Origin of the sequence: Spiribacter halobius (assembly GCF_020883455.1) — a bacterium.
Taxonomy (GTDB): Bacteria; Pseudomonadota; Gammaproteobacteria; order Nitrococcales; family Nitrococcaceae; genus Sediminicurvatus; species Sediminicurvatus halobius.
In genome coordinates this window covers 1,716,594-1,739,055 of record NZ_CP086615.1, presented here as the reverse complement: position 1 = coordinate 1,739,055, position 22,462 = coordinate 1,716,594, and the positions used below count along the sequence as shown (strand labels likewise).

The following is a 22,462-nucleotide window of genomic DNA, read 5'->3' as shown; positions in this document are numbered from 1 at the left end:
CGTCGTGGCGGGCGGCCCTCAGAGGACACGCCCACGGCTGTCCGCGCTCCGGGCGCGGCTCAGGCCGGGCCGTCCTCCTGGTCGGCGAACCAGGGCTCGCGGGCCTTCATGATCAGCGCGGCCGCGCGCTCCGGGTCCAGACCGTCGATATCCGTGAGGTCGTCCACCGACTGCTCGGCGAGGTCCTCCATGGTGACCACGCCCTGGGCTGCCAGCTTGCGGGCCAGCGTCTCGTCCATGCCCTCCATCGAGAGCAGATCGTCCGCGGGCTCCTGGCTCCCGCCCCCGGCCTCCTCGGCCGCGATCTCCCGGGTGAGGAGAACATCCCGGGCACGGGCGCGCAGCGCCTCGACCATCTCGTGCTCGAACCCCTCGATGGCGAGAAGCTCGGAGGCCGGCACATAGGCCACCTCCTCCAGGCTCGAGAAGCCCTCTTCCACCAGCAGGGCGGCGACGTCCTCGTCGGCGTCGAGCTCGTCCATGAACATCTGCACCAGCTCAGCCGCCTCCTGCTCGCTCTTCGCCTCCGCCTCCTCGGCGGTCATGACGTTGAGCTCCCAGCCGGTGAGCTCGCTGGCGAGGCGGACGTTCTGCCCGCCCCGGCCAATGGCCTGGGAGAGCTGCTCCTCGGCCACGGCGATGTCCATGCTGTGCCGGTCCTCGTCAACGACGATGGACTCGACCTCCGCCGGCGCCATGGCGTTGATGACGAACTGCGCCGGATTCTCGTCCCAGAGGATGATGTCGATGCGCTCACCGGAGAGCTCGTTGGAGACCGCCTGCACCCGCGAGCCGCGCATGCCGACACAGGCACCCACCGGGTCGATGCGCGTATCCAGGGCCTGCACGGCGATCTTCGCCCGCAGCCCGGGATCCCGCGCGGCGCCCTTGAGGTCCAGCAGCTCCTGGCCGATCTCCGGCACCTCGAGCTTGAACAGCTCGATCAGGAACTCGGGCGCGGAGCGGCTCGCGAACAGCTGCGGCCCGCGGGCCTCGGCGCGCACCTCGCGCAGCCAGGCGCGCAGCCGGTCCCCGGGGCGCACCGCCTCGCGCGGGATCATCTCCTCCCGCGGGATGAAGGCCTCGGCGTTGCCACCAAGATCCAGGAACACGTTGCCGCGCTCGGCGCGCTTGACGATGCCCGTGATCAGCTCGCCCTCGCGCTCCTGGTAGGCCTCGACGACCTTGGCCCGCTCGGCCTCGCGCACCTTCTGCACGATCACCTGCTTGGCCGTCTGCGCGGCGATGCGGCCGAACTCCACCGACTCCATCGGCTCCTCGACGTAGTCGCCGGGCTGGGCGTTCGGGTCGCGCTGGCGTGCCTCGGAGAGCGTCAGCTGCGCCTGCGGCTCCTCGATCTCTTCCTCGTCGTCCACCACCAGCCAGCGGCGGAAGGTCTCGTACTCTCCGGTGTTCCGGTCCACCGCCACGCGGGCGTCGATCTCCTCGGGGTGACGCTTGCGGGTCGCCGAGGCGAGCGCCGCCTCGATGGCCTCGAAGATCACTTCCTGATCCACGCCCTTCTCGTTGGCGATGGCATCCACCACCAGCAGGATCTCTTTGCTCATCGTCTTCCGTCTCCCGCTCGCCACAGCCCATGCGCGCCCGCGCTCAGGGCTCCAGCTCCAGATTGGCCCGATCGATCTCGGCAAGCGGCACGGCCACCTCCCCGCCGGACTCCTCGATCACCACGCTCTCGCCGCGCAGCCCGAGCAATCGCCCGCGATACTTGCGCCGGCCGTCCACCAGCCCGCGCAGCCGCAGGCGCACTCGTTCGCCGGCAAAACGCTGGAAATCCGCAGGCTTGAACACCGGCCGGTCGAGACCGGGCGAGGAGACCTCGAGCAGATACTCGCCGGGCAGCGGGTCCTCGACGTCGAGCACACCGCTGACCTGGTGGCTCACCCGCGCGCAGTCGTCGACGCCGATGCCCTCGGGGTGATCGATGTACACCCGCAGGAGCCCCTGTCGGCCGCTCGGGTGGTATTCCACGCCGACCAGCTCGTAGCCGAGCCCCTCGACCACCGGCTCCAGCAACCCCGTGAGACTGTCGACTGCCGTCATCCGCTCCGCATCCGGCCCGTGCCGGAACAAAAAATGGGCCCTCGGCCCATTCCTCGAAACCCGCCTGCGCCACCGGGGCGCCAGCTACAAAAAAAGGCCGCAAGCGGCCTTCCCGAAGATGCCTGTGCCGGGCGGTCAACCCAATCGGGCCAACGCCGCCTTGCAGCCGCACAGTGTACACAATCCACACCGCCGATCAATGGCTTCAGCCCGGAAAGCGCTCCGGTTCGGGACTGCGGCCGCGGATCCGGCGGGCAACCGTGCCCTGGGCCCTGACCGAGTGCTCGACGTCGTGCCGAGCACGCCCGCGCGCCCGCCTCGCCATCCGTTGCACTATCCGGACCGGGACGCATCCCGCCCCGCCTCCAGCCAGCCGGCCAGACGCTCCAGCGCCGCCAGCGTCTCGTCGCTGACGTGGTGCTCGACGCCCTCGGCGTCGGTCATCGCCGTCGCCTCGGACACCCCCGCGGCCCGCAGAAAGCGCAGCACCGTCGCGTGCCGTTGGCGCGAGGCCTCGGCCATGCGCCGGCCGCGCGGGGTAAGGAAGATCGCCCGATAGGGCTCGCTCTGCACCAGATCCATCTCGCGCAGGCGTGCCACCATCTTGCCCACCGTGGCCTGGCGCACCCCGAGGCGCTGGGCGAGCTCCACGGCCCGCGCCTCGCCCTTGGCGTCGATCAGGTCGGCGATGAGCTCGACGTAGTCCTCCACCAGCTCGGTCTGGTGCGCCTCGCGCACCCGCTCGTGATGCCGTGCCTGCACCTGAGGGTCGAGCATTACGTCCGCCCGTGCCCGTGCCGTCATAGCGATTTCCTAACAATGTGGACCGTTTGAGTCCTTTTTTACCGTGTCAGACCGTCACCGGCAAATCGACACCTGATGAGCAACGACCTTCCGCTGTCCCGGGGGCAGGAGCCCGCGACGCAGGGGTCGCTGCAGCCGCCGTGCCGGGCGCGAGGCCGCCGTGGGTGCCTCCCGCCGCGCCCATACGGGCTGCCAGCGTGGCGGACGCTCGTTGCCGATCAGGAACCGTCATGCCCCGCCGGCTCCGGACCGGGACGCGGCATCCGTGGCACCGGCCCCGGCGGCAGCGTCCTCCCCCGCTCCGCGCAGCCACGCCACGGCCAGTGCAGCGGCCTGCTCGTCCTCGAGGCCCGCCTGTGCCAGCGCCTGCCAGGTGGGGAAGGAGAGCGCATGCCTCAGGGTGAGCGCCACCTCCCGGGTGCGCAAGGGCGCGGCGAAACCGGCCAGCAGTTCGTCGCGAACCGCGTCGAGATGCGCCCGGAAGGCCTGCATGGGGCCCTGCAGCGCCGGGACGTCCGGCTCGTCGCGATGCGACGCCGCCCACATGGCCTCGGTGTCGCGATAGTAGCGATAGAACGCGATCAGCGCGTCACGGCAGCGGGGCTCGCCCGCCGGGGACGCTCGCCAGACCGCGGCATCCGGCGGCGGGTTGCGGGCCAGCCAGTGCGCGGTGCAGGCCTGGAACAGGCTCGCGTCGTCCGGGAAATGCCGGTAGACGGTCAGCCGCTGCACCCCGGCACGCTCGGCGATGGCACGAATGCTCGTCTGCCGCGGGCCCAGCTCCTCGTGCAAGGCGACCGTCGCCTCGACAATACGCTCGCGCGTACGCGCCTGACTCTCGGCGCGTTTTTTCATGCGGTAGCGGCGCTCACCCATATCGATGAACATACCTGTTTACTCAAGTATTGACAATGGCGAGGCGCCGCGGAATACTCGCCACACTTCAGTGAACAGTACTGGTTACTGAAGTAATTGGCAGGTTATGCCGGGTCACCGGCTGACTTCGAGAGACAGAAGGAGAACGCAAACCATGGAATCCCCCCGCACGGAACAGCCCCGGCAGGTGCTGCCGGGGGTCTGGGAGCTCGGCGCCTGGCTGCCGGTGCCGGGACACGGCGTACTGGCCGTGAACAGCTTCGTCATCCAGGGCCCCGAGCCGGTGCTCGTGGAAACCGGCCTCGCGGCCCTGCGAACGGACTGGCTGCAGCGTCTGGCGGGCGTCATCGACCCGGCGGATCTGCGCTGGATCTGGATCAGCCACACGGATCCGGACCATCTCGGCAATCTGGCCGCACTGCTGGATATCGCCCCCCGCGCCGAGGTGGTCACCGGCTTTCTCGGCATGGGAAAGATGACGCTGCAGGGGCTGCCGGTGGACCGGGTGCGGCTGGTCGCGCCCGGCGAGCGCCTGCAGCTGCCGGACCGCGAGCTGGTGGCCCTGCGCCCGCCGTATTTCGACGCGCCGGAGACGCTCGGCTTCCTCGACACCCGCACCCGGGCCCTGTTTGCCGCCGATGCGTTCGGCGCCCTGCTACCGGCGCCGGTGGAGGAGGCACAGGCCATTCCCCGGGCCACGCTGCGCGACGGGTTGCTGCGCTGGTCCGCGCTGGACGCCCCGTGGCTCGGGGAAATGGACGCACACGCCTTCGGCCGAAAGCTGCGGGCGCTCGAAGCGCTTGCGCCCAGCGCGATTCTCGGTGGGCACCTCCCCGCGGCGAGCGACCGCACCGCGGAGCTCACCGGGATCCTGGCCGAGGCCGTGCACACCCAACCCACGGACGTACCCGCGCATGAGCTGCTGGAACGCCTGGCCGCCGCACACAGCTCTGCAGCGCAAGCGCCCTAGCAAGGGAGACCAGTGAGATGAAGGAGACCGGGATAATGCAACCAGAGACCCGTAACCGCGAAGTGGTCACGCGCTTCCTCGACGGCACCCACGGCGGCGATCTCGACGTCATCGACGCCACCGTGGCGGAGGGGATCGTGACCCACGGCTTCCCCGGTGGCCGCAACCCCGACAGTCGCGAGGCCTACAAGCAGTTCTTCCGGGAGTTCGGCGCCGCGTTCAGTGACATGGACTACCGAACGCTCGCGATGCTGGCCGAGGGGGACTTCGTCGCGGCCCGCTTCGTGGTGTCCGTGCGCCACACAGGGGCCTACGCGGGCTATCCGCCCAGCGGGCGACGCGTGACCTTCACCGGGATGGTGCTGTATCGGCTGGAAGCCGGGCACATCGTCGAGACCTGGCTGCACCTCGACGAGCGCGCACTGCTGGAGCAGATCGGTCACACCGCTCAGCCCGCCCGATGCGCATAGCCTGGATCGAGTAGCCGGGGCGGTCACCCGCCCCGGCTCTCACACCACCGTACGTACGGGGCCGTATACGGCGGTTCACGCAGCGCTCGCAAGTCGACGGTGCTCGCCGAGGAAGCTCACGAGACCCTGACGGTGCAGCCAGCGCGCGGGGATGGCCACGTGCATGTGGGCCGCCCCCGCGTTCCACCACGGGCCACGCCCGTTGGTGGCGGAGCGATACGCTCGCAGGCGCTCGACACCGTGCTGCATCAGCCGCCGGGCGCGGGTGCGCCAGCGCTTCCACTGCCGCCACAGCAGGCAACGCAGGCGGCGCCGGAGCCACTGGTCCAGCGCCTCGAACGCCGCCTTGACTTCGGCGAAGCGGAAGTAGGCCACCCAGCCCCGGATGAGCGGCTGCAGCGCCGCCAGCACCCGCTGCAGGTGGCGGCCCCGCCCGCGGCGCAGCGCGGCCCGCAGGCGGGCCTTGAGCCGCTGCACCGAGCTGGGGGCCACCCGCAGCCGCGGCTCACGGTGCGCGGTCATGCTGTAGCCGAGCAGCGTGCGCTTCCACGGGCGGTCCACCGCACTCTTCTCACGGTTGACCACCAGGCGCAGCCGCCGCCACAGGAACCGCTCCAGCGATGCCAGCACGCGCGCACCCGCTTCGGGCGAGCGCACGTAGACGCTGACGTCATCGGCGTAACGCACGAAGCGGTGGCCGCGCCGCTCCAGCTCCCGGTCGAGCTCGTCCAGCAGGACGTTCGAGAGCAGGGGCGAGAGCGGCCCGCCCTGCGGCGTCCCCGCCGCCCGCGGCGAGACCACGCCACCGGCCATCACCCCGGCCTGCAGGTAGCGCCGGATCAGGCGCAGCACCCGCCGGTCCTCGATCCGACGCGCTAACCGGGCCATCAGCACGTCATGATTGACCCGGTCGAAGAACTGCGCCAGATCGAGGTCCACGACCCAGCGCTGCCCCGCCGCCACGTGCCCGCGGGCACGCTCGACGGCCTGATGGGCACTGCGCCCCGGGCGAAAGCCGTAGCTCTCACCCGAGAACGTCGGGTCGAGGATCGGGGTGAGCACCTGCACCAGCGCCTGCTGGATCAGCCGGTCGACCACGGTCGGGATGCCCAGTGCCCGGGAGCCACCCCCGGGCTTGGGGATCTTCACCTCCCGTACCGGCGAGGGACGGTACGTCCCCTCCAGCAGCCGCTCGCGGATCGACGACCAGTGCGCCTGGCAGTAGGCCCACAGCTCATCGACGGTCACTCCGTCGATGCCGGGGGCCCCCCGGTTGCGCACCACCCGCCGGTAGGCCGCCATCAGGTTCTCGCGACACAGCGCCGCCTCCAGCAGCGCCGTCGACTCGGACCCGGCTCGTCTCGAGCGCGCCGCAGCCGCTTGGCGTCCATCACCCGTACCTCCGACGGTTCCGCCGTCAGCCCTCCGGGGATGCGGCAACCTCTCAGCCGCCTCGCCTACGCCTGCTTCGGCCATCGAGCACTCCAGTGCCGGATCGGCTCCACGCGTTCGGCCCTTCGCCGCCCTGTGCCGGCGACTACTATGGCCTCGGCTGACTTCTGCCAGGCCTTCCCGGCACCTCGCGGCGCCGGTAGCTCACAGCAGCCCGACAGACCTCCCGGGGTAAGGCGCGTGACCTTCACTCCACACCCGCCGCATCTACGTATCGCCGCTCCGGGGTGACATCGGGTTCGCAGATCGTTGCCTGCTCGCCCGCGACGACACGCCTCCTATGCGGTTCCTGTTCGTCGGGTCGGAGATTCGCCTGAGGCTTCCTTCAGACAGCACCTCACGATGATGCCCTTGCCGTTCGGCTCGCGGTTCCCGTCACCAGGGCCCGCAGGGGACTTCCACCCCCAGGCCACTTCCCGGCTCGCTTTCGCTCACCGGTTATCCAGCGCCGGTCACGGCGCCGGCGCGCCGTGCCCGGCGCACAACGAAAACAGCCGGCACGAGTGCCGGCTGTCATGTTTGGCGCGCCCGGGAGGATTACTCGGGCCTGGCGGCCCTCGCCCTGCGGGCCGCCACCGCTGCGCGGCGGCGTTCAGGCGCGCTGACACGGGCCTGTCGAACCCGATCATGGTGGGTTGGGGGTTCGAATCCTCCCGGGCCCACCAATCGAGTAGCCGGGGCGGTCACCCGCCCCGGCTCTCACACCACCGTACGTACGGGGCCGTATACGGCGGTTCACGCAGCGCTCGCAAGTCGACGGTGCTCGCCGAGGAAGCTCACGAGACCCTGACGGTGCAGCCAGCGCGCGGGGATGGCCACGTGCATGTGGGCCGCCCCCGCGTTCCACCACGGGCCACGCCCGTTGGTGGCGGAGCGATACGCTCGCAGGCGCTCGACACCGTGCTGCATCAGCCGCCGGGCGCGGGTGCGCCAGCGCTTCCACTGCCGCCACAGCAGGCAACGCAGGCGGCGCCGGAGCCACTGGTCCAGCGCCTCGAACGCCGCCTTGACTTCGGCGAAGCGGAAGTAGGCCACCCAGCCCCGGATGAGCGGCTGCAGCGCCGCCAGCACCCGCTGCAGGTGGCGGCCCCGCCCGCGGCGCAGCGCGGCCCGCAGGCGGGCCTTGAGCCGCTGCACCGAGCTGGGGGCCACCCGCAGCCGCGGCTCACGGTGCGCGGTCATGCTGTAGCCGAGCAGCGTGCGCTTCCACGGGCGGTCCACCGCACTCTTCTCACGGTTGACCACCAGGCGCAGCCGCCGCCACAGGAACCGCTCCAGCGATGCCAGCACGCGCGCACCCGCTTCGGGCGAGCGCACGTAGACGCTGACGTCATCGGCGTAACGCACGAAGCGGTGGCCGCGCCGCTCCAGCTCCCGGTCGAGCTCGTCCAGCAGGACGTTCGAGAGCAGGGGCGAGAGCGGCCCGCCCTGCGGCGTCCCCGCCGCCCGCGGCGAGACCACGCCACCGGCCATCACCCCGGCCTGCAGGTAGCGCCGGATCAGGCGCAGCACCCGCCGGTCCTCGATCCGACGCGCTAACCGGGCCATCAGCACGTCATGATTGACCCGGTCGAAGAACTGCGCCAGATCGAGGTCCACGACCCAGCGCTGCCCCGCCGCCACGTGCCCGCGGGCACGCTCGACGGCCTGATGGGCACTGCGCCCCGGGCGAAAGCCGTAGCTCTCACCCGAGAACGTCGGGTCGAGGATCGGGGTGAGCACCTGCACCAGCGCCTGCTGGATCAGCCGGTCGACCACGGTCGGGATGCCCAGTGCCCGGGAGCCACCCCCGGGCTTGGGGATCTTCACCTCCCGTACCGGCGAGGGACGGTACGTCCCCTCCAGCAGCCGCTCGCGGATCGACGACCAGTGCGCCTGGCAGTAGGCCCACAGCTCATCGACGGTCACTCCGTCGATGCCGGGGGCCCCCCGGTTGCGCACCACCCGCCGGTAGGCCGCCATCAGGTTCTCGCGACACAGCGCCGCCTCCAGCAGCGCCGTCGACTCGGACCCGGCTCGTCTCGAGCGCGCCGCAGCCGCTTGGCGTCCATCACCCGTACCTCCGACGGTTCCGCCGTCAGCCCTCCGGGGATGCGGCAACCTCTCAGCCGCCTCGCCTACGCCTGCTTCGGCCATCGAGCACTCCAGTGCCGGATCGGCTCCACGCGTTCGGCCCTTCGCCGCCCTGTGCCGGCGACTACTATGGCCTCGGCTGACTTCTGCCAGGCCTTCCCGGCACCTCGCGGCGCCGGTAGCTCACAGCAGCCCGACAGACCTCCCGGGGTAAGGCGCGTGACCTTCACTCCACACCCGCCGCATCTACGTATCGCCGCTCCGGGGTGACATCGGGTTCGCAGATCGTTGCCTGCTCGCCCGCGACGACACGCCTCCTATGCGGTTCCTGTTCGTCGGGTCGGAGATTCGCCTGAGGCTTCCTTCAGACAGCACCTCACGATGATGCCCTTGCCGTTCGGCTCGCGGTTCCCGTCACCAGGGCCCGCAGGGGACTTCCACCCCCAGGCCACTTCCCGGCTCGCTTTCGCTCACCGGTTATCCAGCGCCGGTCACGGCGCCGGCGCGCCGTGCCCGGCGCACAACGAAAACAGCCGGCACGAGTGCCGGCTGTCATGTTTGGCGCGCCCGGGAGGATTCGAACCCCCAACCTCCTGATCCGTAGTCAGGTGCTCTGTCCAGTTGAGCTACAGGCGCTGATTGGAGAGCCGCGAAGTATGTCGGGATTGGATTGAGCGGTCAAGCCAACGCCGAGCTTTGCTTCCTTCGACTCGACAGGGCCGGGGCGGGTTGACCGCCCCGGCGCTGTTTGGCGGAGAGAGAGGGATTCGAACCCTCGAAGGGCGGTTAAGCCCTTACTCCCTTAGCAGGGGAGCGCCTTCAGCCACTCGGCCATCTCTCCGGTGATCCCGCCCCGCGAAGCGAGGCCCGCGGGCGTGGCCATTGTTCCGGCCAGTCCGCAATCTGCGCGGCAGAGGATACGGCAACGTGCCGTTGCCGTAAACCGGCCTCAGGACGGCGTGCCGTCGGACCCCTCCGGCTCGTCGTCCTGCTCTTCCTTCTGAATGCGGTCGTAGATCTCCTCGCGATGCACCGACACATTGCGCGGGGCATTCACTCCGATCCGCACCTGATTTCCCTTCACACCCAATACGGTGACCGTTACCTCATCGCCGATCATCAGGGTCTCTCCGACCCTGCGCGTGAGAATGAGCATCTTCCCGACTCCTCGTAGATTGTCGCAGCACCTGCCGCCCCCGCGGCCACGACGCCTGCCAACGGGTCACGGGCACTCCACGCCCTGCCCCGCTGTCAGGCCCTCGTCCAGCCGTCACCCCCGCGGGTGACGCTGATCCTTGCGTTCCAGCCGAACCCTCAAAAGTGGGACTCTGCCGCCCGAAGCGCGTTCCGCGCCCCGGGGACTGTCCTTTCCTGGCCCGGTCTAGTTGCCCTCGACCCGCACGGTCCGGCCTTCCTCGTCGTCGAGCTCGAAGGCCTTGTGCAGGGCGCGGGTGCCGAGTTCCAGGTATTTCTCATCGATCACCACCGAGATCTTGATTTCCGAGGTGGAGATCATCTGGATGTTGATGCCCTCATCCGCCAGGGCATCAAACATCCGGCTCGCCACGCCGGCGTGGGAACGCATGCCCACACCGACCAGCGACAGCTTCACGATGCCGGTGTCACCGAAGACCTCGCGTGCGCCCATCTCCTTGGCCTGGTCCCGGAGGATCTCCATTGCCCGCTCGTACTCGTTCTTGTGCACCGTGAAGGTGAAGTCGGTCATGCCCTCGTTGCTGATGTTCTGAACGATCATGTCGACTTCGATGTTGGCCTTCGCGATCGGCCCGAGGATGCGGGCCGCGATGCCGGGCTTGTCCGGCACTCCGATCACCGTCAGCTTAGCCTCATCGCGGTTGAACGCGATGCCGGCGATCAGCGGCTCCTCCATGCTCCCCTGAGGCATGTTCTCTCCCTCCATCGTGATCAGTGTGCCCGGCCCCTCCTCGAAGCTCGAGAGGACCCGCAGCGGAACCCGGTACTTGCCCGCGAACTCCACGGCCCGGATCTGCAGCACCTTGGAGCCGAGGCTCGCCAGCTCCAGCATCTCCTCGAAGGTGATCCGGTCCAGTCGTCGTGCGGTGGGCACCACCCGTGGGTCCGTCGTGTAGACGCCATCCACGTCGGTGTAGATCTGGCACTCGTCGGCGCCGAGCGCCGCCGCCAGGGCCACCGCCGTGGTATCCGATCCGCCGCGGCCGAGGGTGGTGATCGAGCCGTTCTCGTCGACGCCCTGGAAGCCGGCGACGACAACGATCCGCCCGAGCTGCAGATCCTCGCGGATGATCTCGTCGTCGATGTCCTGGATGCGCGCCTTGCTGAAGGCGCTGTCGGTAAGGATGCGCACCTGGGCGCCGGTATAGCAGCGCGCCGGGGCGCCGAGCCGCTCCAGCACCATGGTGAGCAGCGTGATCGTGACCGTCTCGCCGGTGGAGAGCAGCAGATCCAGCTCGCGCGGCCGCGGGCTCGCGGTCTGCGCCGCCTCGTGGGCGAGCTTGAGCAGCCGGTCGGTCTCGCCCTTCATGGCCGAGACCACCACGACCACGTCATGGCCGGCCTCGCGGCTCTGAATGGCCTTGCGGGCGACGTTCTCGATGCGCTCGATGCTGCCCACCGAGGAGCCGCCGAATTTCTGAACGATGAGTGCCATGTTCTTCTGTCTCCCGGTTCCCTGGCGCCTGCGCTAGCCGGAAAGCTGCGCCCGCACCCAGTCCGTGACCGAGGCGAGGGCCTGATCCAGGCGCTCGGGGTCGCTGCCGCCGGCCTGGGCGAAATCGGCGCGGCCGCCGCCACGGCCGCCAACCTGGGTGGCCACGGCGTTGACCAGCTCGCCGGCCTTGATCCGGTCGGTGGCGTCCGGGGTGACTCCCGCCACCAGCCGCACCTTGCCGCCGTCGACGCTCGCCAGCACGATGGCCGCGCTGCCCAGCTTGTTCTTCAGCTGGTCCACGGTCTCGCGCAGCGACTTGCCGTCGCCGTCCACCCGCGAGGCCAGCACCTGCAGCCCGTCCACGGGCTCGGCGCGCCCGGCGAGGTCGCTGCCGGCGGCGCTGGCGAGCTTCTGCTGCAGGCGGCCCAGCTCGCGCTCCAGCCCGCGGCTGCGCTCCAGCTCCTGCTCCACCCGCACGGCGACGTTCTCCGGGCTCACCCGGAGCAGCTCGGACACCCTGCCGAGGCGTGCCTCGACATCCTGCACCCAGCGCACCGCGGCATCGCCGGTGACTGCCTCGACCCGGCGCACGCCAGCGGAGACGCCGCCCTCGCTCACCAGCTTGCAGTAGCCGATGCGCCCGGCCCGGGCGACGTGGGTGCCACCGCAGAGCTCGGTGGAGAAGTCGCCGAAGCGCACCACGCGCACCCGATCCCCGTACTTCTCGCCGAACAGTGCCATGGCGCCGAGGGCGATGGCCTTGTCGTAGTCGGTCTCGAAGATCTCGGCGGGCTCGTCCGCGCGGATCTGGTCGTTCACCAGGGCCTCGACGCGCTGCAGCTGCTCCCGGGTCACGGGCTCGAAGTGGGCAAAGTCGAAGCGCAGGCGCTCCGGCGCCACCAGGGAGCCCTTCTGGCGCACATGCTCGCCGAGCACCTCACGCAGGGCTGCATGCAGAAGATGCGTCGCGGTGTGGTTGAGCTCGGTGCGGGCGCGGCGCTCGCGGTCGATGCGGGCATCCACCGCCTCGTCGAGACCGATGCCGCCCTCGCGGACCACGCCGAGATGGCCGTGGGCGGCGCCGTAGCGGACCGTATCCTGTACCTCGAAGACGAAGCCTTCGGCCACCAGCCAGCCGGTGTCCCCGACCTGGCCGCCGGCCTCGGCATAGAACGGCGTGCGGTCGAGGATCACCATGCCCTGGTCCCCGGCCTCGAGCCGGTTGACGGCACCACCCTCGCGGTAGAGGCCGATCACGCGGCCGACATCCTCGCTCTCGGTGTAGCCGGTGAAATCGCTGCGACCACCGAAGTCCGCCGCACCGCCGTACTCGGCGCGGAAGGTGCTGGCGGCCCGGGCGCGCTCGCGCTGGGCCGTCATCGCGCGCTCGAACCCCGCCATGTCCAGCTCGAGGCCGCGCTCGCGGGCGATATCGGCAGTGAGGTCCACGGGGAAGCCGAAGGTGTCGTAGAGCTTGAACACCGTCTCGCCGGGTATGGTGCCACCCTCCAGGCGGTCCAGGTCCTCGCCCAGGAGCTTCAGGCCCTGCTCCAGGGTCTCGCGGAAGCGCTCCTCCTCCTGGCGCAGGATGCGCTCGACGGTTTCCTGAGCCGCCGGCAGCTCCGGGTACGCGTCGCCCATCTCCGTGACCAGCGGCGCCACCAGGCGATGGAAGAACGGCTCGGCGATGCCGAGCTTGTAGCCATGGCGCACCGCCCGGCGGATGATCCGCCGCAGCACGTAGCCGCGACCCTCGTTGCTCGGGAATACGCCGTCGACAATGAGGAAGGCACAGGCCCGGATGTGATCGGCGATTACCCGCAGCGAGCTGTTCTCGAGCTCGTCGGTGCCGGCAAGGCGGGCCGCGGCGCTCACCAGATTGCGGAAGAGATCGATCTCGAAGTTGTTGTGCACGCCCTGGACCACGGCGGCGATGCGCTCGAGCCCCATGCCGGTGTCGATGGACGGGCTCGGCAGCGGCGCCAGGGAGCCGTCCGCGGCCCGGTCGTACTGCATGAACACCAGATTCCAGATCTCGACGTAACGGTCGCCGTCTTCCTCGGGGGTGCCGGGCGGTCCGCCGGGCACCTCGGGGCCGTGATCGTAGAAGATCTCGGAGCACGGGCCGCAGGGGCCGGTGTCGCCCATGGACCAGAAGTTGTCCTCGGCGCCGATGCGGGAGAAGCGCCCGGGGTCGACGCCGATATCCTCCAGCCAGAGCTGCGCGGCCTCGTCGTCCTCCTCGTAGACGGTGACCCAGAGCCTCTCCGGCGGCAGTTCCAGCACCTCGGTGAGGAACGTCCAGGCGTAGCGGATGGCGTCGCGCTTGAAGTAGTCGCCGAAGCTGAAGTTGCCGAGCATCTCGAAGAACGTGTGATGCCGGGCCGTGTAGCCCACGTTCTCCAGATCGTTGTGCTTGCCGCCGGCGCGCACGCAGCGCTGGCTGGTGACGGCCCGGCTGTAGGGCCGCTGCTCCCGGCCGAGGAAGACATCCTTGAACTGGACCATGCCGGCGTTGGTGAACAGCAGCGTCGGGTCGTTCGCGGGCACCAGCGGGCTGCTCGGCACCACTTCGTGCCCGCGCTCGCGGAAGAACTCGTGGAACGCGGTGCGGATCTCTGCGCTGGTCTTGGTGGTCATGTCGGTCCGTTGTTACGCGTCGCGGTCGGCGGGCTCTGCGGCCCCTGCCAGCTCAAGAGTGCGCCGAATCTGGCTGGCACTGAAGCCCCGGTTGGCGAGAAAGCGCGTCTGCCTGGCGCGCTCCCGCAGGTCGCCCGGGGCGTGGCCGAAGCGCCGGGCGTGGGCCTCGCGGCAGCGCTCGATCCACTCGTCGTCATCGGCCTCGAGCAGCGGGCGGACGAGGGCCGCATCCACCCCGCGCTCGCCGAGCTCCGCCTCGATGCGCACCGGACCGTAGCCCCGCTCCAGCCGGCTGCGGACGTAGGCCTCGGCGAAACGCGCGTCGCTCTGCAGGTTCTCGGCCGCCAGCTCGTCCAGCGCGCGGCCTATCACCGGGGCCGGGTGACCGCGCTGGCCGAGCTTGCGCGCCAGCTCCCGGCGGGAGTGCTCGCGCCGGGCCAGCAGACGCACGGCCTGCTCACGTACAGCGTCCTCGTCGGCGTCGTCCACGCTTGCCTCAGGCGTCGGCCTGATCCTCCTCGGCGGTCTCGCGGCTCGGCCGGCTGAGCAGCTGCTCGCGCAGCTTGGCCTCCAGCTCGTCGGCGATCTGCGGGTTGGCCTTCAGGTGGTTGCGGACGTTGTCCTTGCCCTGGCCGATGCGGTCGCCGTTATAGCTGTACCAGGCACCGGACTTCTCCACGAGGCCCTGCTTCACGCCGAGGTCGATGAGCTCGCCCTCGCGCGAGATGCCCTCGCCGTAGAGGATCTCGAACTCGGCCTGGCGGAACGGCGGTGCCATCTTGTTCTTGACGACCTTGACGCGGGTCTCGTTACCCACCACCTCGTCGCCCTTCTTGATCGCCCCCAGGCGGCGGATATCCATGCGCACGGAGGCGTAGAACTTCAGCGCGTTGCCGCCGGTGGTGGTCTCGGGGCTGCCGAACATTACGCCGATCTTCATGCGGATCTGGTTGATGAAGACCACCAGCGTGTTGGAGCGCTTGATGTTCGCCGTCAGCTTGCGCAGGGCCTGGGACATCAGCCGCGCCTGCAGGCCGACATGCGAGTCGCCCATCTCGCCCTCGATCTCGGCCTTCGGGGTCAGCGCCGCCACCGAGTCCACCACCACGATGTCCACCGCCGAGGAGCGCACCAGCATGTCCGCGATCTCCAGCGCCTGCTCGCCGGTATCCGGCTGCGACACAAGCAGCTCGTCGACGTTGACGCCGAGCTTCTCGGCATAGTCCGGATCCAGGGCATGCTCGGCGTCGACAAAGGCTGCGGTGCCGCCGGCCTTCTGCGCCTGGGCGATGGCGTGCAGGGTGAGCGTGGTCTTGCCGGAGGATTCCGGGCCGTAGATCTCCACCACCCGGCCGCGCGGCAGACCGCCGACGCCGAGAGCGATGTCCAGGGTCAGCGAGCCGGTGGAGATCGCCGGCACGTCGCGCACCGCACGGGCATCGCCCATGCGCATCACCGCGCCCTTGCCGAACTGCTTCTCGATCTGGCCCAGCGCGGCGCCCAGCGCCTTCTTGCGGTCTTCGTCCATGCCCACCTCTGAGCTCGCGTGAGTCGTAAAACGGCCGCCGATTATTCCACAGAAGCGGAACTGCTCCCAGCCCCGGCGCCGGACCGGTCCGCGGCGCCGCCGCCCGGCGAGAGAGCGTCCGATGCCGGATTCCGCACCCTACTCCGCCGCCGCACCGCCGAGCGCCCAGGACGCCAGCACCCGATAACGCGGTGCCGGTGGTGGACCGCTCGCCAGCAGCAGCAGGTGCTCGACCCGCCAGGGATCCACCGTCACCTGACGGGGCGCCCTCACCGCACCGCGGGCAAGGGTCAGGTGCGGGCGGAAGGGGCGGCGCTCCCGCGACCAGCCCTCCGCCTCGAGGGCCGACCACAGCGCCGAGTGCAGCGCGAGCAGGGCACTCGGCACCCGGCTCGGCGCGGCATAGGCGATCCCCCGGCGACGCCACAGCCCGAACCGATCCAGCGCCAGGGAGAACGGCGGCGCCTGCGTCGCCGCCCGGTCACCGGCACGGCTCGGTGCCTCGGTGCCCCCGACCTCGCCCAGAAAGGCCAGCGTCAGATGCAGGTCATCCGCGTGCACGCGGCGGGCCGGGCGGCCCATGGCGGCGACACTTCCGGCCAGCATGGCACGGGACGGCGGGGGTGGCTGCACGGCGAAGAACAGCCGCTCAGGCATAACTAATCCTATCGAAAGTATTGTCAGGTCTCAGCGGGCCTGTGCGCCGCGGCGGCAAGGCGCGAGGCGCGCGGTGTAGCCGAGCTACATAAGCGGCGAGCAACGCAGTCCGCCGCGGCGCACAGGCCCGCCCTACGGGAGCCCCGGAGCGGGCCGGCGGCGGCGTTGCGCTCGCTTGACGTGGAATCACCACGCCGGCGCTCCCGCGCCTTGCCGCCGGCCCGCTCCGGGGCTCTGAGACCTGACAATACTTTCGATAGGATTAGTACGCGCCGGCGGTTCCCTCAAACAGCGCAAGCGTCGAGCGATAGGCCGAATCCGCGGCCTCGGCCAGCGCCTCGGCGGGGAGCGGTGACACACCGGCGAGCGCCCAGCGCGGGTCCGCGGGATCCGTCAGCGGGCCCTCGCCCTCGGCGAGAGCGGCGGCGCCGGCCACCGCCAGGGAGGTCAGGGCGACCAGGAGAGCGGCCTGCGGTGCCTGTGCCGGCTGCGGGTGCCAGGCCACCGCGGCGACGATCCGCGGCGGCAGCCGCCAGTGCTCCAGCAGGGCCTCGCCCAGGGCCTGTCGGGGGCTCCCCAGCACGACCCGCTCCAGGGCGCCGGAGCTGGCTACATCGGGATCTTCCAGCAGGGCCTCCCGCACCGCCTCCGGCACCGTGAGGCAGAGCAGCATCCCGCCGATATCGTGGAGCAGGCCGCCGAGGAGCAGCTCCTGGCGCTCAACCGCCCGCGGCGCTGCCTCGGCGAGCAGGCTTGCCGTCACCGCCACGCGCAGAGACCGGCGCCAGAAGGCGCGGACGTCCAGCAGCTCTTCCGGAACGCCGCGGTAGCGCTCCATCACCGTGCTGGCGAGCACCAGGCTGCGGAGTGCGTTGGCGCCGAGGACGCCGACGGCGTCCGCCACCGAGCTCACCCGCCGTGGCATCCCGAAATAGGGGCTGTTGACGAGCTTCAGCAGCCGGGCGGTCACCCCGGGATCCGACTCCACCACCCGCGCCAGTTGCGGCAGATCCCAGTCACCCTGCTCCAGCACCTCGGTCAGGCGCCGGTAGACCTCCGGCGGCGAGGCCAGGTCGGGAGCGGCGAGGACGATGTCCCGCGGCGTCAGGGCCAGAGGCTGCATGGGCTCAGCTGCCCGCCAGCGCCGAGTGTCGCGTGGGCACGCTCACCGCCCTGCTCCGCGCTGTGCGGCGGCGTCGGCCTCGCCCGGCGGCGACTGCTGCACGGCCAGCTCGGTGCGGTCGCGGCCGTTGCGCTTCGCCTTGTAAAGCGCCCGGTCCGCGCGCTGGATGACCAGCTCCGGCTGCTCGCCCGGCACGAACTCGGCAATGCCGGCGGAGAAGGTCGGCACGGGGATGGTCTCGCCCTTCCAGGTGACGTGCAGCCCGCGGGCCTGCTCGCGCACCTTGCCGAGGGCACGCTGAGCCCCGTCGAGGGTGGTCCCCGGCAGCAGCACGGCGAACTCCTCGCCCCCGTAGCGGGCCACCAGGTCGTGGGCGCGGAACACGGAGAGCACCTGCTCGGCATAGGCGCGCAGCACGAGATCCCCGGCGGCGTGCCCGTAGCGGTCGTTGATGGGCTTGAAGTGGTCGAGGTCGAGCATGGCGAGCGAGAAGCGCTCGCCTGCGCGCTGGACGCGTGCGGCCTCGGCGCGCAGCTGGCGGAAGAAGGCACGGCGATTGGGCAGATCGGTGCCCTCGTCGGTCAGGCTCAGGGTGCGGACGCGGCGCAGCTCCGCCTGCAGCCGGCGGTTGTCCGAGGCGATGGACTCCACCGAGCGCACCGTGGCCTCCAGCTGATGGCCCAGGGCCTCGTGGGCCTCGGCGATACGCCGGATCTCCTCGCTGAGGGAGGGATCCGCCCGCATCACCTCCGGGATGTCGGCCGCGAGCTCGAGTCGCGCCATGAGCGACTCCAGCAGGGCGCCTGCCTCACGGTTGCGGCGGAGGGTCTCGGCGGCGTCCCGCCCCAGCTGCCGCTGCAGGGCATCCAGATCCCGGGTACGGGTTTCGAGCTGGTGGCGGTAGACCGCATTCGGGTCCGCGGCCTCGTGCGCCTCACCGGCATCGGCGTCGGCACGGGCGTCCGCGCTACCGTCGGCCGCGGCGGCGGTCTCGGTCTCGGGCTCGGCGTCGGCCGCCGGCTCTTCGCTGCTCAGGGGGCATTCGGCGTCGCTCGCGGGCAGGAGAGCACGCAGGGCGTGGATTTCCCCCGGCGAGAGATCCTCCCCGAGCTGCTCGGCCAACACCCGGTAGCGCCCGCCCTCGGGGGCACCGCTGTCCCGCAGGCGTTGCAGCAGGTCCGCGGTGAAGCCCGCCCAGGCGGCGCTCCGGCTCACCTCCGCCTCGCAGAGCTCCTCCAGCAGGGCGCGCAAGCGCGCCCGCGCAAGCTCGCCGCCGACGGGCTCTCCAGCCCGCTCCAGCAGATCGAGCGCACGCTTTGGCAGCCGCGCCTCATAGTCCGCCACCCGTGACCCCTCACACCTGGCAGCCAAGTTCGCGCAGTGATATCACGTCTGGCGCCCTATGTGTATGCTGTGTCACAAAATCAGGAAAAATTCGCGTATTCCGGTGGACAGATGGGGGGCGGGGTGATCACGGAATCAGACGCGGCGGGGGGCGCTGCCACCACGCTGGCCGTGACCAGCGGCAAGGGCGGCGTTGGCAAGACCAGCCTGGCGACCAATCTGGCCATCGCCCTGGCGCGCGGCGGCAGCCGCGTCTGCCTGCTGGACGCGGACATGGGCCTGGCCAACGTCAATATCCTGCTCGGTCTGCGCCCGGAGCGGACGCTGGAAGACGTGATTAGCGGCGAGGCCACGCTCGCGGAGGTCCTGCTGGAGGCGCCCGAGGGTCTGCGCATCGTGCCCGCGGCCTCGGGCCTGGAGCGCCTTGGCCGGCGCGCCGACGCCGGCGACCGGGCGCGCATCGCCGCCGAGCTCGAGACCCTCGAGCGGCAGTTCGACTATCTCATCGTGGACACGCCCGCCGGCATCGGCGCGGGCACGCTGAGCTTCCTGCAGGCCTGCGACGCCGTCCTGCTGACCATCACCACCGAGCCGACCTCCCTCACCGACGCCTTCACGCTGCTGAAGACGCTGCGTCGCCGCGAGTACGCGGGGCGCATCAGCGTCATGGTGAACATGCTCCCCGCCGAGCAGGAAGGCGACCGCCTGTTCCGCCGCTTCGATGCCGCTTCCCAGCGCCATCTGGGGCTGACCCTAGACTACCTCGGCCACATCGGCATGGACCGCGCGGTGACCTCCGCCGTCCTGCGCCAGCAGCCGCTGCTGCTGAGCAGCCCCCAGGCGCCCGCCGCACGGCAGATCCTGCAGCTGGCCGCCACTCTGCAGCGGCAGTTCCCGCCGGCGAGCGGCCGCGGTGGCTTCGCCGCCTTCTGGCAGTCCTGGACCGGTGACCTCACGGACCGGAGCCGCGGGGACGAGTCCGGCGAGACATTCGCAGCGAGCCCCGATGACGCGCAGCCCGCGGCGGCACCGACGCCGGCATCCGCCGCCAGGGCCGAGCCCGCCACCGTGGTCACCGCGCCCCGCGCCCTGCGCGAAGCCCCCGCACCACCGGCGGATGTGCAGGGCCTGGCGGACGCGGTAGAGCGGACCCTCGCCGATCCGGAGCTCGAGGAGAGCGATGCGCGGCGGCTGTTTGCAACGGCCGAGCGCGCCTTCGGCGCACGCTTTCGCCGCCGCGCCACTGATCTGAAGAACCTCATCTACGGCGCGCTACTGCACGAGCAGCTGCCGCGCGAGCATCATCGCGAGATGCTGGCGACCCTGCGGGCGAGCTATCGCCAGCGTTACGGGGCCATCCCGGACGACGAGACGCCCACGCCGGAGGCCCTCGCCGAGCGGCTCGCGGCCCTCGGCGACGACACGCTCACGGCGCTGCTGGAGCGGTTGACCGACACCCTGGCCGGGCGCCCCGCCATGGCCCGGCGGCTGTTGCTGCGCTGGCTGCGCGCGCTGCCGGAGCATCGGGAGTGGCAGGCGGAGGACGGGGTTGCGCTGGTGCGCGCCCTGGATGCGGCCCACCAGCGCCGCGGCGATCCGCCACTGACCGCGGACCGCGAGGCCCTGCGTCGGGAACTGGGCGAGCTTCGGGGCGCGCTGGCCGCGCGCCGGGCTGCCTTGGAGCGGGATGCCGCCGCCATGGCCGCGCTGGTCGAGAGCTGCGAATCCCTCGAGGGGAAGCTGAGGGCCGGTTCTACGGGCGCCGAGCCCGCGGATGACGACACCCCGCCCCACCCGTCGGGGTAGCCCGCGTATCTCACCGATTCGCGGCGGCGGGCGCGCGTCGGTCAGATATTCGGGCTTAGTGTCCCTCGTCGCTGTCGAAGGTTCGCGGAAGGGGGGCCGGCGCCCGGAACAGGCTGCTCATGGCCCCCTGGCGCACGGCGGCATGGGGCGTCGGCGCCTCCATCGTCTCCGCGGCCACCCCGAGGTAGTGCCCCTGGACATAGTCGACGCCGAGCTCGCGCAGAGTGTCGTGGATCTCCCGGGACTCGACGAACTCCGCAATGGTCTGCTTGCCGAGGCTGCGGGCGATGGCAATCATGTGCCGCACCAGCTCCTGGTCCGTGCGGTCGCGGTTGATATTGACGATGAAGCTCCCATCCAGCTTCAGATAATCTACCGGGAAGTGCTTGATATAGTTGAAGGTGCTGAAGCCGGAACCGAAGTCGTCGAGGGCGAAGCGGCAGCCCAGGGCACGCAGCCTGGCCACCAGTTCCCGCGAGCGCTCCATGTTCTCGATCGCCGCCGTCTCGGTGATCTCGAAGACCAGCCGGGTGGGTGAGACCCAGGCCATCTCCAGCCGCCGCACTATCAGATCGAACAGCTCCCGGGTTCGGAAGGCGTGGGCGGACAGGTTTACCGAGATCGACACCTGGGACTGCTCGGCGGGCAGCGAGGCCAGCAGATCCAGGGCCTGGTCCACCGCCCACATGTCGATCTGCTGAATGAGCCCGGTGCGCTCGGCCACCGGGATGAACTGCCCCGGCAGGTGCACCCGGCCCTCGCTGTCGCGCATGCGCACAAGGCATTCGTAGTGGCTGACGGTGCCGTCGAGCATGCGCACGATGGGCTGGTAGCAGAAGAACAGCCGGTCCTGCTCGAGCGCGTCGCGGATGCGCGGTGCCCAGAGATGGTCGCGCCGCAGCGGCTCCAGACCCGGATCACTTTCCTGGTAGCGGTGTACCTGGTTGCGCCCGCGCTCCTTGGCGACGAAGCACGCCTGATCGGCCCGCGCCAGCAGCTCCCCGGTCTGGAGATGATGCGCGTCCGGGCGCAGGTCCACTACGCCCAGGCTGGCGCAGGTGCGGTAGTAACGCTCGCCATAGCGGAAGCGGTTGGCCTCGAGGGCCTCGCGGATCCCCTCGGCCCGCCCCAGCGCTTCGTCTCCCGCGGTATTTTCCATCAGCAGCACGAACTCGTCCGAACCGACCCGGGCCACGGTATCGCCGGGCCGGGCGTGGCGGCGCAGCAGCCGGCCGACCTCCACCAGCATGCGATCTCCCGCCTCGTGCCCCTCGAGATCATTGAGGAACTTGAAGCGATCCATGTCGAGCAGGATCAGGGCGCATTCCCGGTGCAGCGTCGCGGCGCGCAGGATGGCGACCTCCACCGCCTGTTTCAGGCGGCGGCGGTTCCAGAGGCCGGTGAGCTCGTCGTGGTAGACCATGTGCTGGAGGCGGTTCTCCGCCACCCGCAGCTCGGCGACCTCGCCCTCCAGGCTGCGCTCGCGCCGGCGCAGGCGGCGCACCTCGTCCTGATGGGCAAGCACCGCGGCCAGGCGCGACAGCGTGTCCTCGGCAGGCAGGGACGACGGGAGGATCTCCCGCACCCCCGCCGCCCAGGCTTCCGCCATGCCGTCGAGGCCGCCAGGGTCATCGCCGCCGAGCAGAACGAGGGCAGCGTCCGCCTCCTCGGCCATGGCGCCGAGGCGTTGCGCCCGCTCGCCGTCAAGGCGCCCGAGCAGCCCGGAGCTGATCACCACCAGGGCGATCTGCTCGTCCTGCCGGCCGGAGAGCCAGGCCTCGCGCAGAGCCGCCTCGACCGCAGCGGCGCTCGCCGCCGTGCGGACATCCCGGAACCCGGCCCGGGCCAGCATGGGCGCAAGGCCCGGTTCATCACCGGCGGCCTCGGCGACGACGATCGGCAGTGCGCGGTAGCGCTGCAAGGGATCCACCGCAAGGGCCCCCTCATTCGAGATTATTGTTCGAATTCCCCCGAGTCGGCCCGAGCGTGGCATTGTTCCATTAAT

General features: G+C 70.6%; 18 protein-coding genes and 2 tRNA genes. 3 read left to right on the top strand and 17 right to left on the bottom strand.

Translation table 11 applies throughout. From position 1 onward, the window contains the following. Positions 1-59: 59 nt before the first annotated feature. The 4 genes from nusA to LMH63_RS07860 form a co-directional block, all read right to left on the bottom strand. Entirely contained in the window at positions 60-1,568 is a 1,509-nt protein-coding gene (nusA, locus tag LMH63_RS07875) for a transcription termination factor NusA (RefSeq protein ID WP_109678175.1), read from the bottom strand. Positions 1,569-1,611: 43 nt separating this feature from the next. Next, positions 1,612-2,064, bottom strand: a complete 453-nt coding sequence (gene rimP, locus LMH63_RS07870) for a ribosome maturation factor RimP (RefSeq protein ID WP_109678177.1) — start codon at positions 2,062-2,064, stop codon at positions 1,612-1,614. A 333-nt stretch (positions 2,065-2,397) separates the two neighbouring features. Then, the gene (gene mntR, locus LMH63_RS07865) at positions 2,398-2,868 is read right to left on the bottom strand and encodes a manganese-binding transcriptional regulator MntR (RefSeq protein WP_109678179.1); all 471 of its coding nucleotides are present in this window, start codon (positions 2,866-2,868) and stop codon (positions 2,398-2,400) included. A 228-nt stretch (positions 2,869-3,096) separates the two neighbouring features. After that, positions 3,097-3,756 (bottom strand): TetR/AcrR family transcriptional regulator, encoded by a 660-nt coding sequence (locus LMH63_RS07860; RefSeq protein ID WP_109678181.1) that lies wholly within the window; start codon positions 3,754-3,756, stop codon positions 3,097-3,099. A 142-nt stretch (positions 3,757-3,898) separates the two neighbouring features. Between LMH63_RS07860 and LMH63_RS07855 the strand changes: the two genes are divergently transcribed. Both LMH63_RS07855 and LMH63_RS07850 read left to right on the top strand, forming a co-directional pair. After that, positions 3,899-4,714, top strand: a complete 816-nt coding sequence (locus LMH63_RS07855; RefSeq protein WP_158280348.1) for an oxygen-binding di-iron domain-containing protein — start codon at positions 3,899-3,901, stop codon at positions 4,712-4,714. A 35-nt stretch (positions 4,715-4,749) separates the two neighbouring features. Next, positions 4,750-5,184: an ester cyclase gene (locus LMH63_RS07850; protein ID WP_158280349.1), complete on the top strand. Its 435-nt coding sequence runs from the start codon at positions 4,750-4,752 to the stop codon at positions 5,182-5,184. 75 nt (positions 5,185-5,259) lie between these two features. On the opposite strand, the gene ltrA (LMH63_RS07845) is transcribed toward LMH63_RS07850, so the two are convergent. The 12 genes from ltrA (LMH63_RS07845) to LMH63_RS07790 form a co-directional block, all read right to left on the bottom strand. Further along, a complete protein-coding gene (gene ltrA / locus LMH63_RS07845) occupies positions 5,260-6,486 on the bottom strand; it encodes a group II intron reverse transcriptase/maturase (protein ID WP_229332588.1) in 1,227 nt (408 codons plus the stop codon). A gap of 885 nt (positions 6,487-7,371) precedes the next feature. Then, entirely contained in the window at positions 7,372-8,598 is a 1,227-nt protein-coding gene (ltrA, locus tag LMH63_RS07840; protein ID WP_229332588.1) for a group II intron reverse transcriptase/maturase, read from the bottom strand. Between the two features lie 670 nt (positions 8,599-9,268). Continuing rightward, a tRNA-Arg gene (locus LMH63_RS07835) sits at positions 9,269-9,345 on the bottom strand. A 113-nt stretch (positions 9,346-9,458) separates the two neighbouring features. Then, a tRNA-Ser gene (locus LMH63_RS07830) sits at positions 9,459-9,550 on the bottom strand. A gap of 108 nt (positions 9,551-9,658) precedes the next feature. Next, positions 9,659-9,865 (bottom strand): carbon storage regulator CsrA, encoded by a 207-nt coding sequence (gene csrA, locus LMH63_RS07825; protein WP_109680379.1) that lies wholly within the window; start codon positions 9,863-9,865, stop codon positions 9,659-9,661. 225 nt (positions 9,866-10,090) lie between these two features. Then, positions 10,091-11,359, bottom strand: coding sequence for an aspartate kinase (locus LMH63_RS07820; protein WP_109680380.1), 1,269 nt, complete (start codon positions 11,357-11,359; stop codon positions 10,091-10,093). Positions 11,360-11,392: 33 nt separating this feature from the next. Further along, positions 11,393-13,999: an alanine--tRNA ligase gene (gene alaS / locus LMH63_RS07815; RefSeq protein WP_109680381.1), complete on the bottom strand. Its 2,607-nt coding sequence runs from the start codon at positions 13,997-13,999 to the stop codon at positions 11,393-11,395. A gap of 12 nt (positions 14,000-14,011) precedes the next feature. Continuing rightward, the gene (locus tag LMH63_RS07810; RefSeq protein WP_229332756.1) at positions 14,012-14,488 is read right to left on the bottom strand and encodes a regulatory protein RecX; all 477 of its coding nucleotides are present in this window, start codon (positions 14,486-14,488) and stop codon (positions 14,012-14,014) included. Positions 14,489-14,495: 7 nt separating this feature from the next. Then, positions 14,496-15,527: a recombinase RecA gene (recA, locus tag LMH63_RS07805; protein WP_109680382.1), complete on the bottom strand. Its 1,032-nt coding sequence runs from the start codon at positions 15,525-15,527 to the stop codon at positions 14,496-14,498. A 138-nt stretch (positions 15,528-15,665) separates the two neighbouring features. After that, complete coding sequence (thpR, locus tag LMH63_RS07800) at positions 15,666-16,184, bottom strand: RNA 2',3'-cyclic phosphodiesterase (RefSeq protein ID WP_109680383.1); 519 nt, start codon at positions 16,182-16,184, stop codon at positions 15,666-15,668. A 262-nt stretch (positions 16,185-16,446) separates the two neighbouring features. Beyond that, positions 16,447-17,307, bottom strand: a complete 861-nt coding sequence (locus LMH63_RS07795; RefSeq protein WP_109679151.1) for an HDOD domain-containing protein — start codon at positions 17,305-17,307, stop codon at positions 16,447-16,449. A 42-nt stretch (positions 17,308-17,349) separates the two neighbouring features. Beyond that, on the bottom strand, positions 17,350-18,651 hold the full coding sequence (locus LMH63_RS07790; protein WP_109679150.1) for a GGDEF domain-containing protein: 1,302 nt from the start codon (positions 18,649-18,651) through the stop codon (positions 17,350-17,352). 123 nt (positions 18,652-18,774) lie between these two features. Here LMH63_RS07790 and LMH63_RS07785 point away from each other — a divergent pair, with 123 nt between their 5' ends. Further along, a complete protein-coding gene (locus LMH63_RS07785) occupies positions 18,775-20,457 on the top strand; it encodes a MinD/ParA family protein (RefSeq protein WP_158280400.1) in 1,683 nt (560 codons plus the stop codon). 55 nt (positions 20,458-20,512) lie between these two features. Here LMH63_RS07785 and LMH63_RS07780 read toward each other — a convergent pair whose 3' ends face one another. Further along, entirely contained in the window at positions 20,513-22,387 is a 1,875-nt protein-coding gene (locus LMH63_RS07780; RefSeq protein ID WP_109679148.1) for a putative bifunctional diguanylate cyclase/phosphodiesterase, read from the bottom strand. Between the last annotated feature and the right edge of the window lie 75 nt (positions 22,388-22,462).

Excerpts from the sequence above, each read along its gene's own strand:
- nusA (WP_109678175.1), bottom strand. The coding sequence starts at position 1,568 with ATGAGCAAAGAGATCCTGCTGGTGGTGGATGCCATCGCCAACGAGAAG.
- rimP (WP_109678177.1), bottom strand. The coding sequence starts at position 2,064 with ATGACGGCAGTCGACAGTCTCACGGGGTTGCTGGAGCCGGTGGTCGAG.
- mntR (WP_109678179.1), bottom strand. The coding sequence starts at position 2,868 with ATGACGGCACGGGCACGGGCGGACGTAATGCTCGACCCTCAGGTGCAG.
- LMH63_RS07860 (WP_109678181.1), bottom strand. The coding sequence starts at position 3,756 with ATGTTCATCGATATGGGTGAGCGCCGCTACCGCATGAAAAAACGCGCC.
- LMH63_RS07855 (WP_158280348.1), top strand. The coding sequence starts at position 3,899 with ATGGAATCCCCCCGCACGGAACAGCCCCGGCAGGTGCTGCCGGGGGTC.
- LMH63_RS07850 (WP_158280349.1), top strand. The coding sequence starts at position 4,750 with ATGCAACCAGAGACCCGTAACCGCGAAGTGGTCACGCGCTTCCTCGAC.
- ltrA (WP_229332588.1), bottom strand. The coding sequence starts at position 6,486 with ATGGCGGCCTACCGGCGGGTGGTGCGCAACCGGGGGGCCCCCGGCATC.
- ltrA (WP_229332588.1), bottom strand. The coding sequence starts at position 8,598 with ATGGCGGCCTACCGGCGGGTGGTGCGCAACCGGGGGGCCCCCGGCATC.
- csrA (WP_109680379.1), bottom strand. The coding sequence starts at position 9,865 with ATGCTCATTCTCACGCGCAGGGTCGGAGAGACCCTGATGATCGGCGAT.
- LMH63_RS07820 (WP_109680380.1), bottom strand. The coding sequence starts at position 11,359 with ATGGCACTCATCGTTCAGAAATTCGGCGGCTCCTCGGTGGGCAGCATC.
- alaS (WP_109680381.1), bottom strand. The coding sequence starts at position 13,999 with ATGACCACCAAGACCAGCGCAGAGATCCGCACCGCGTTCCACGAGTTC.
- recA (WP_109680382.1), bottom strand. The coding sequence starts at position 15,527 with ATGGACGAAGACCGCAAGAAGGCGCTGGGCGCCGCGCTGGGCCAGATC.
- thpR (WP_109680383.1), bottom strand. The coding sequence starts at position 16,184 with ATGCCTGAGCGGCTGTTCTTCGCCGTGCAGCCACCCCCGCCGTCCCGT.
- LMH63_RS07795 (WP_109679151.1), bottom strand. The coding sequence starts at position 17,307 with ATGCAGCCTCTGGCCCTGACGCCGCGGGACATCGTCCTCGCCGCTCCC.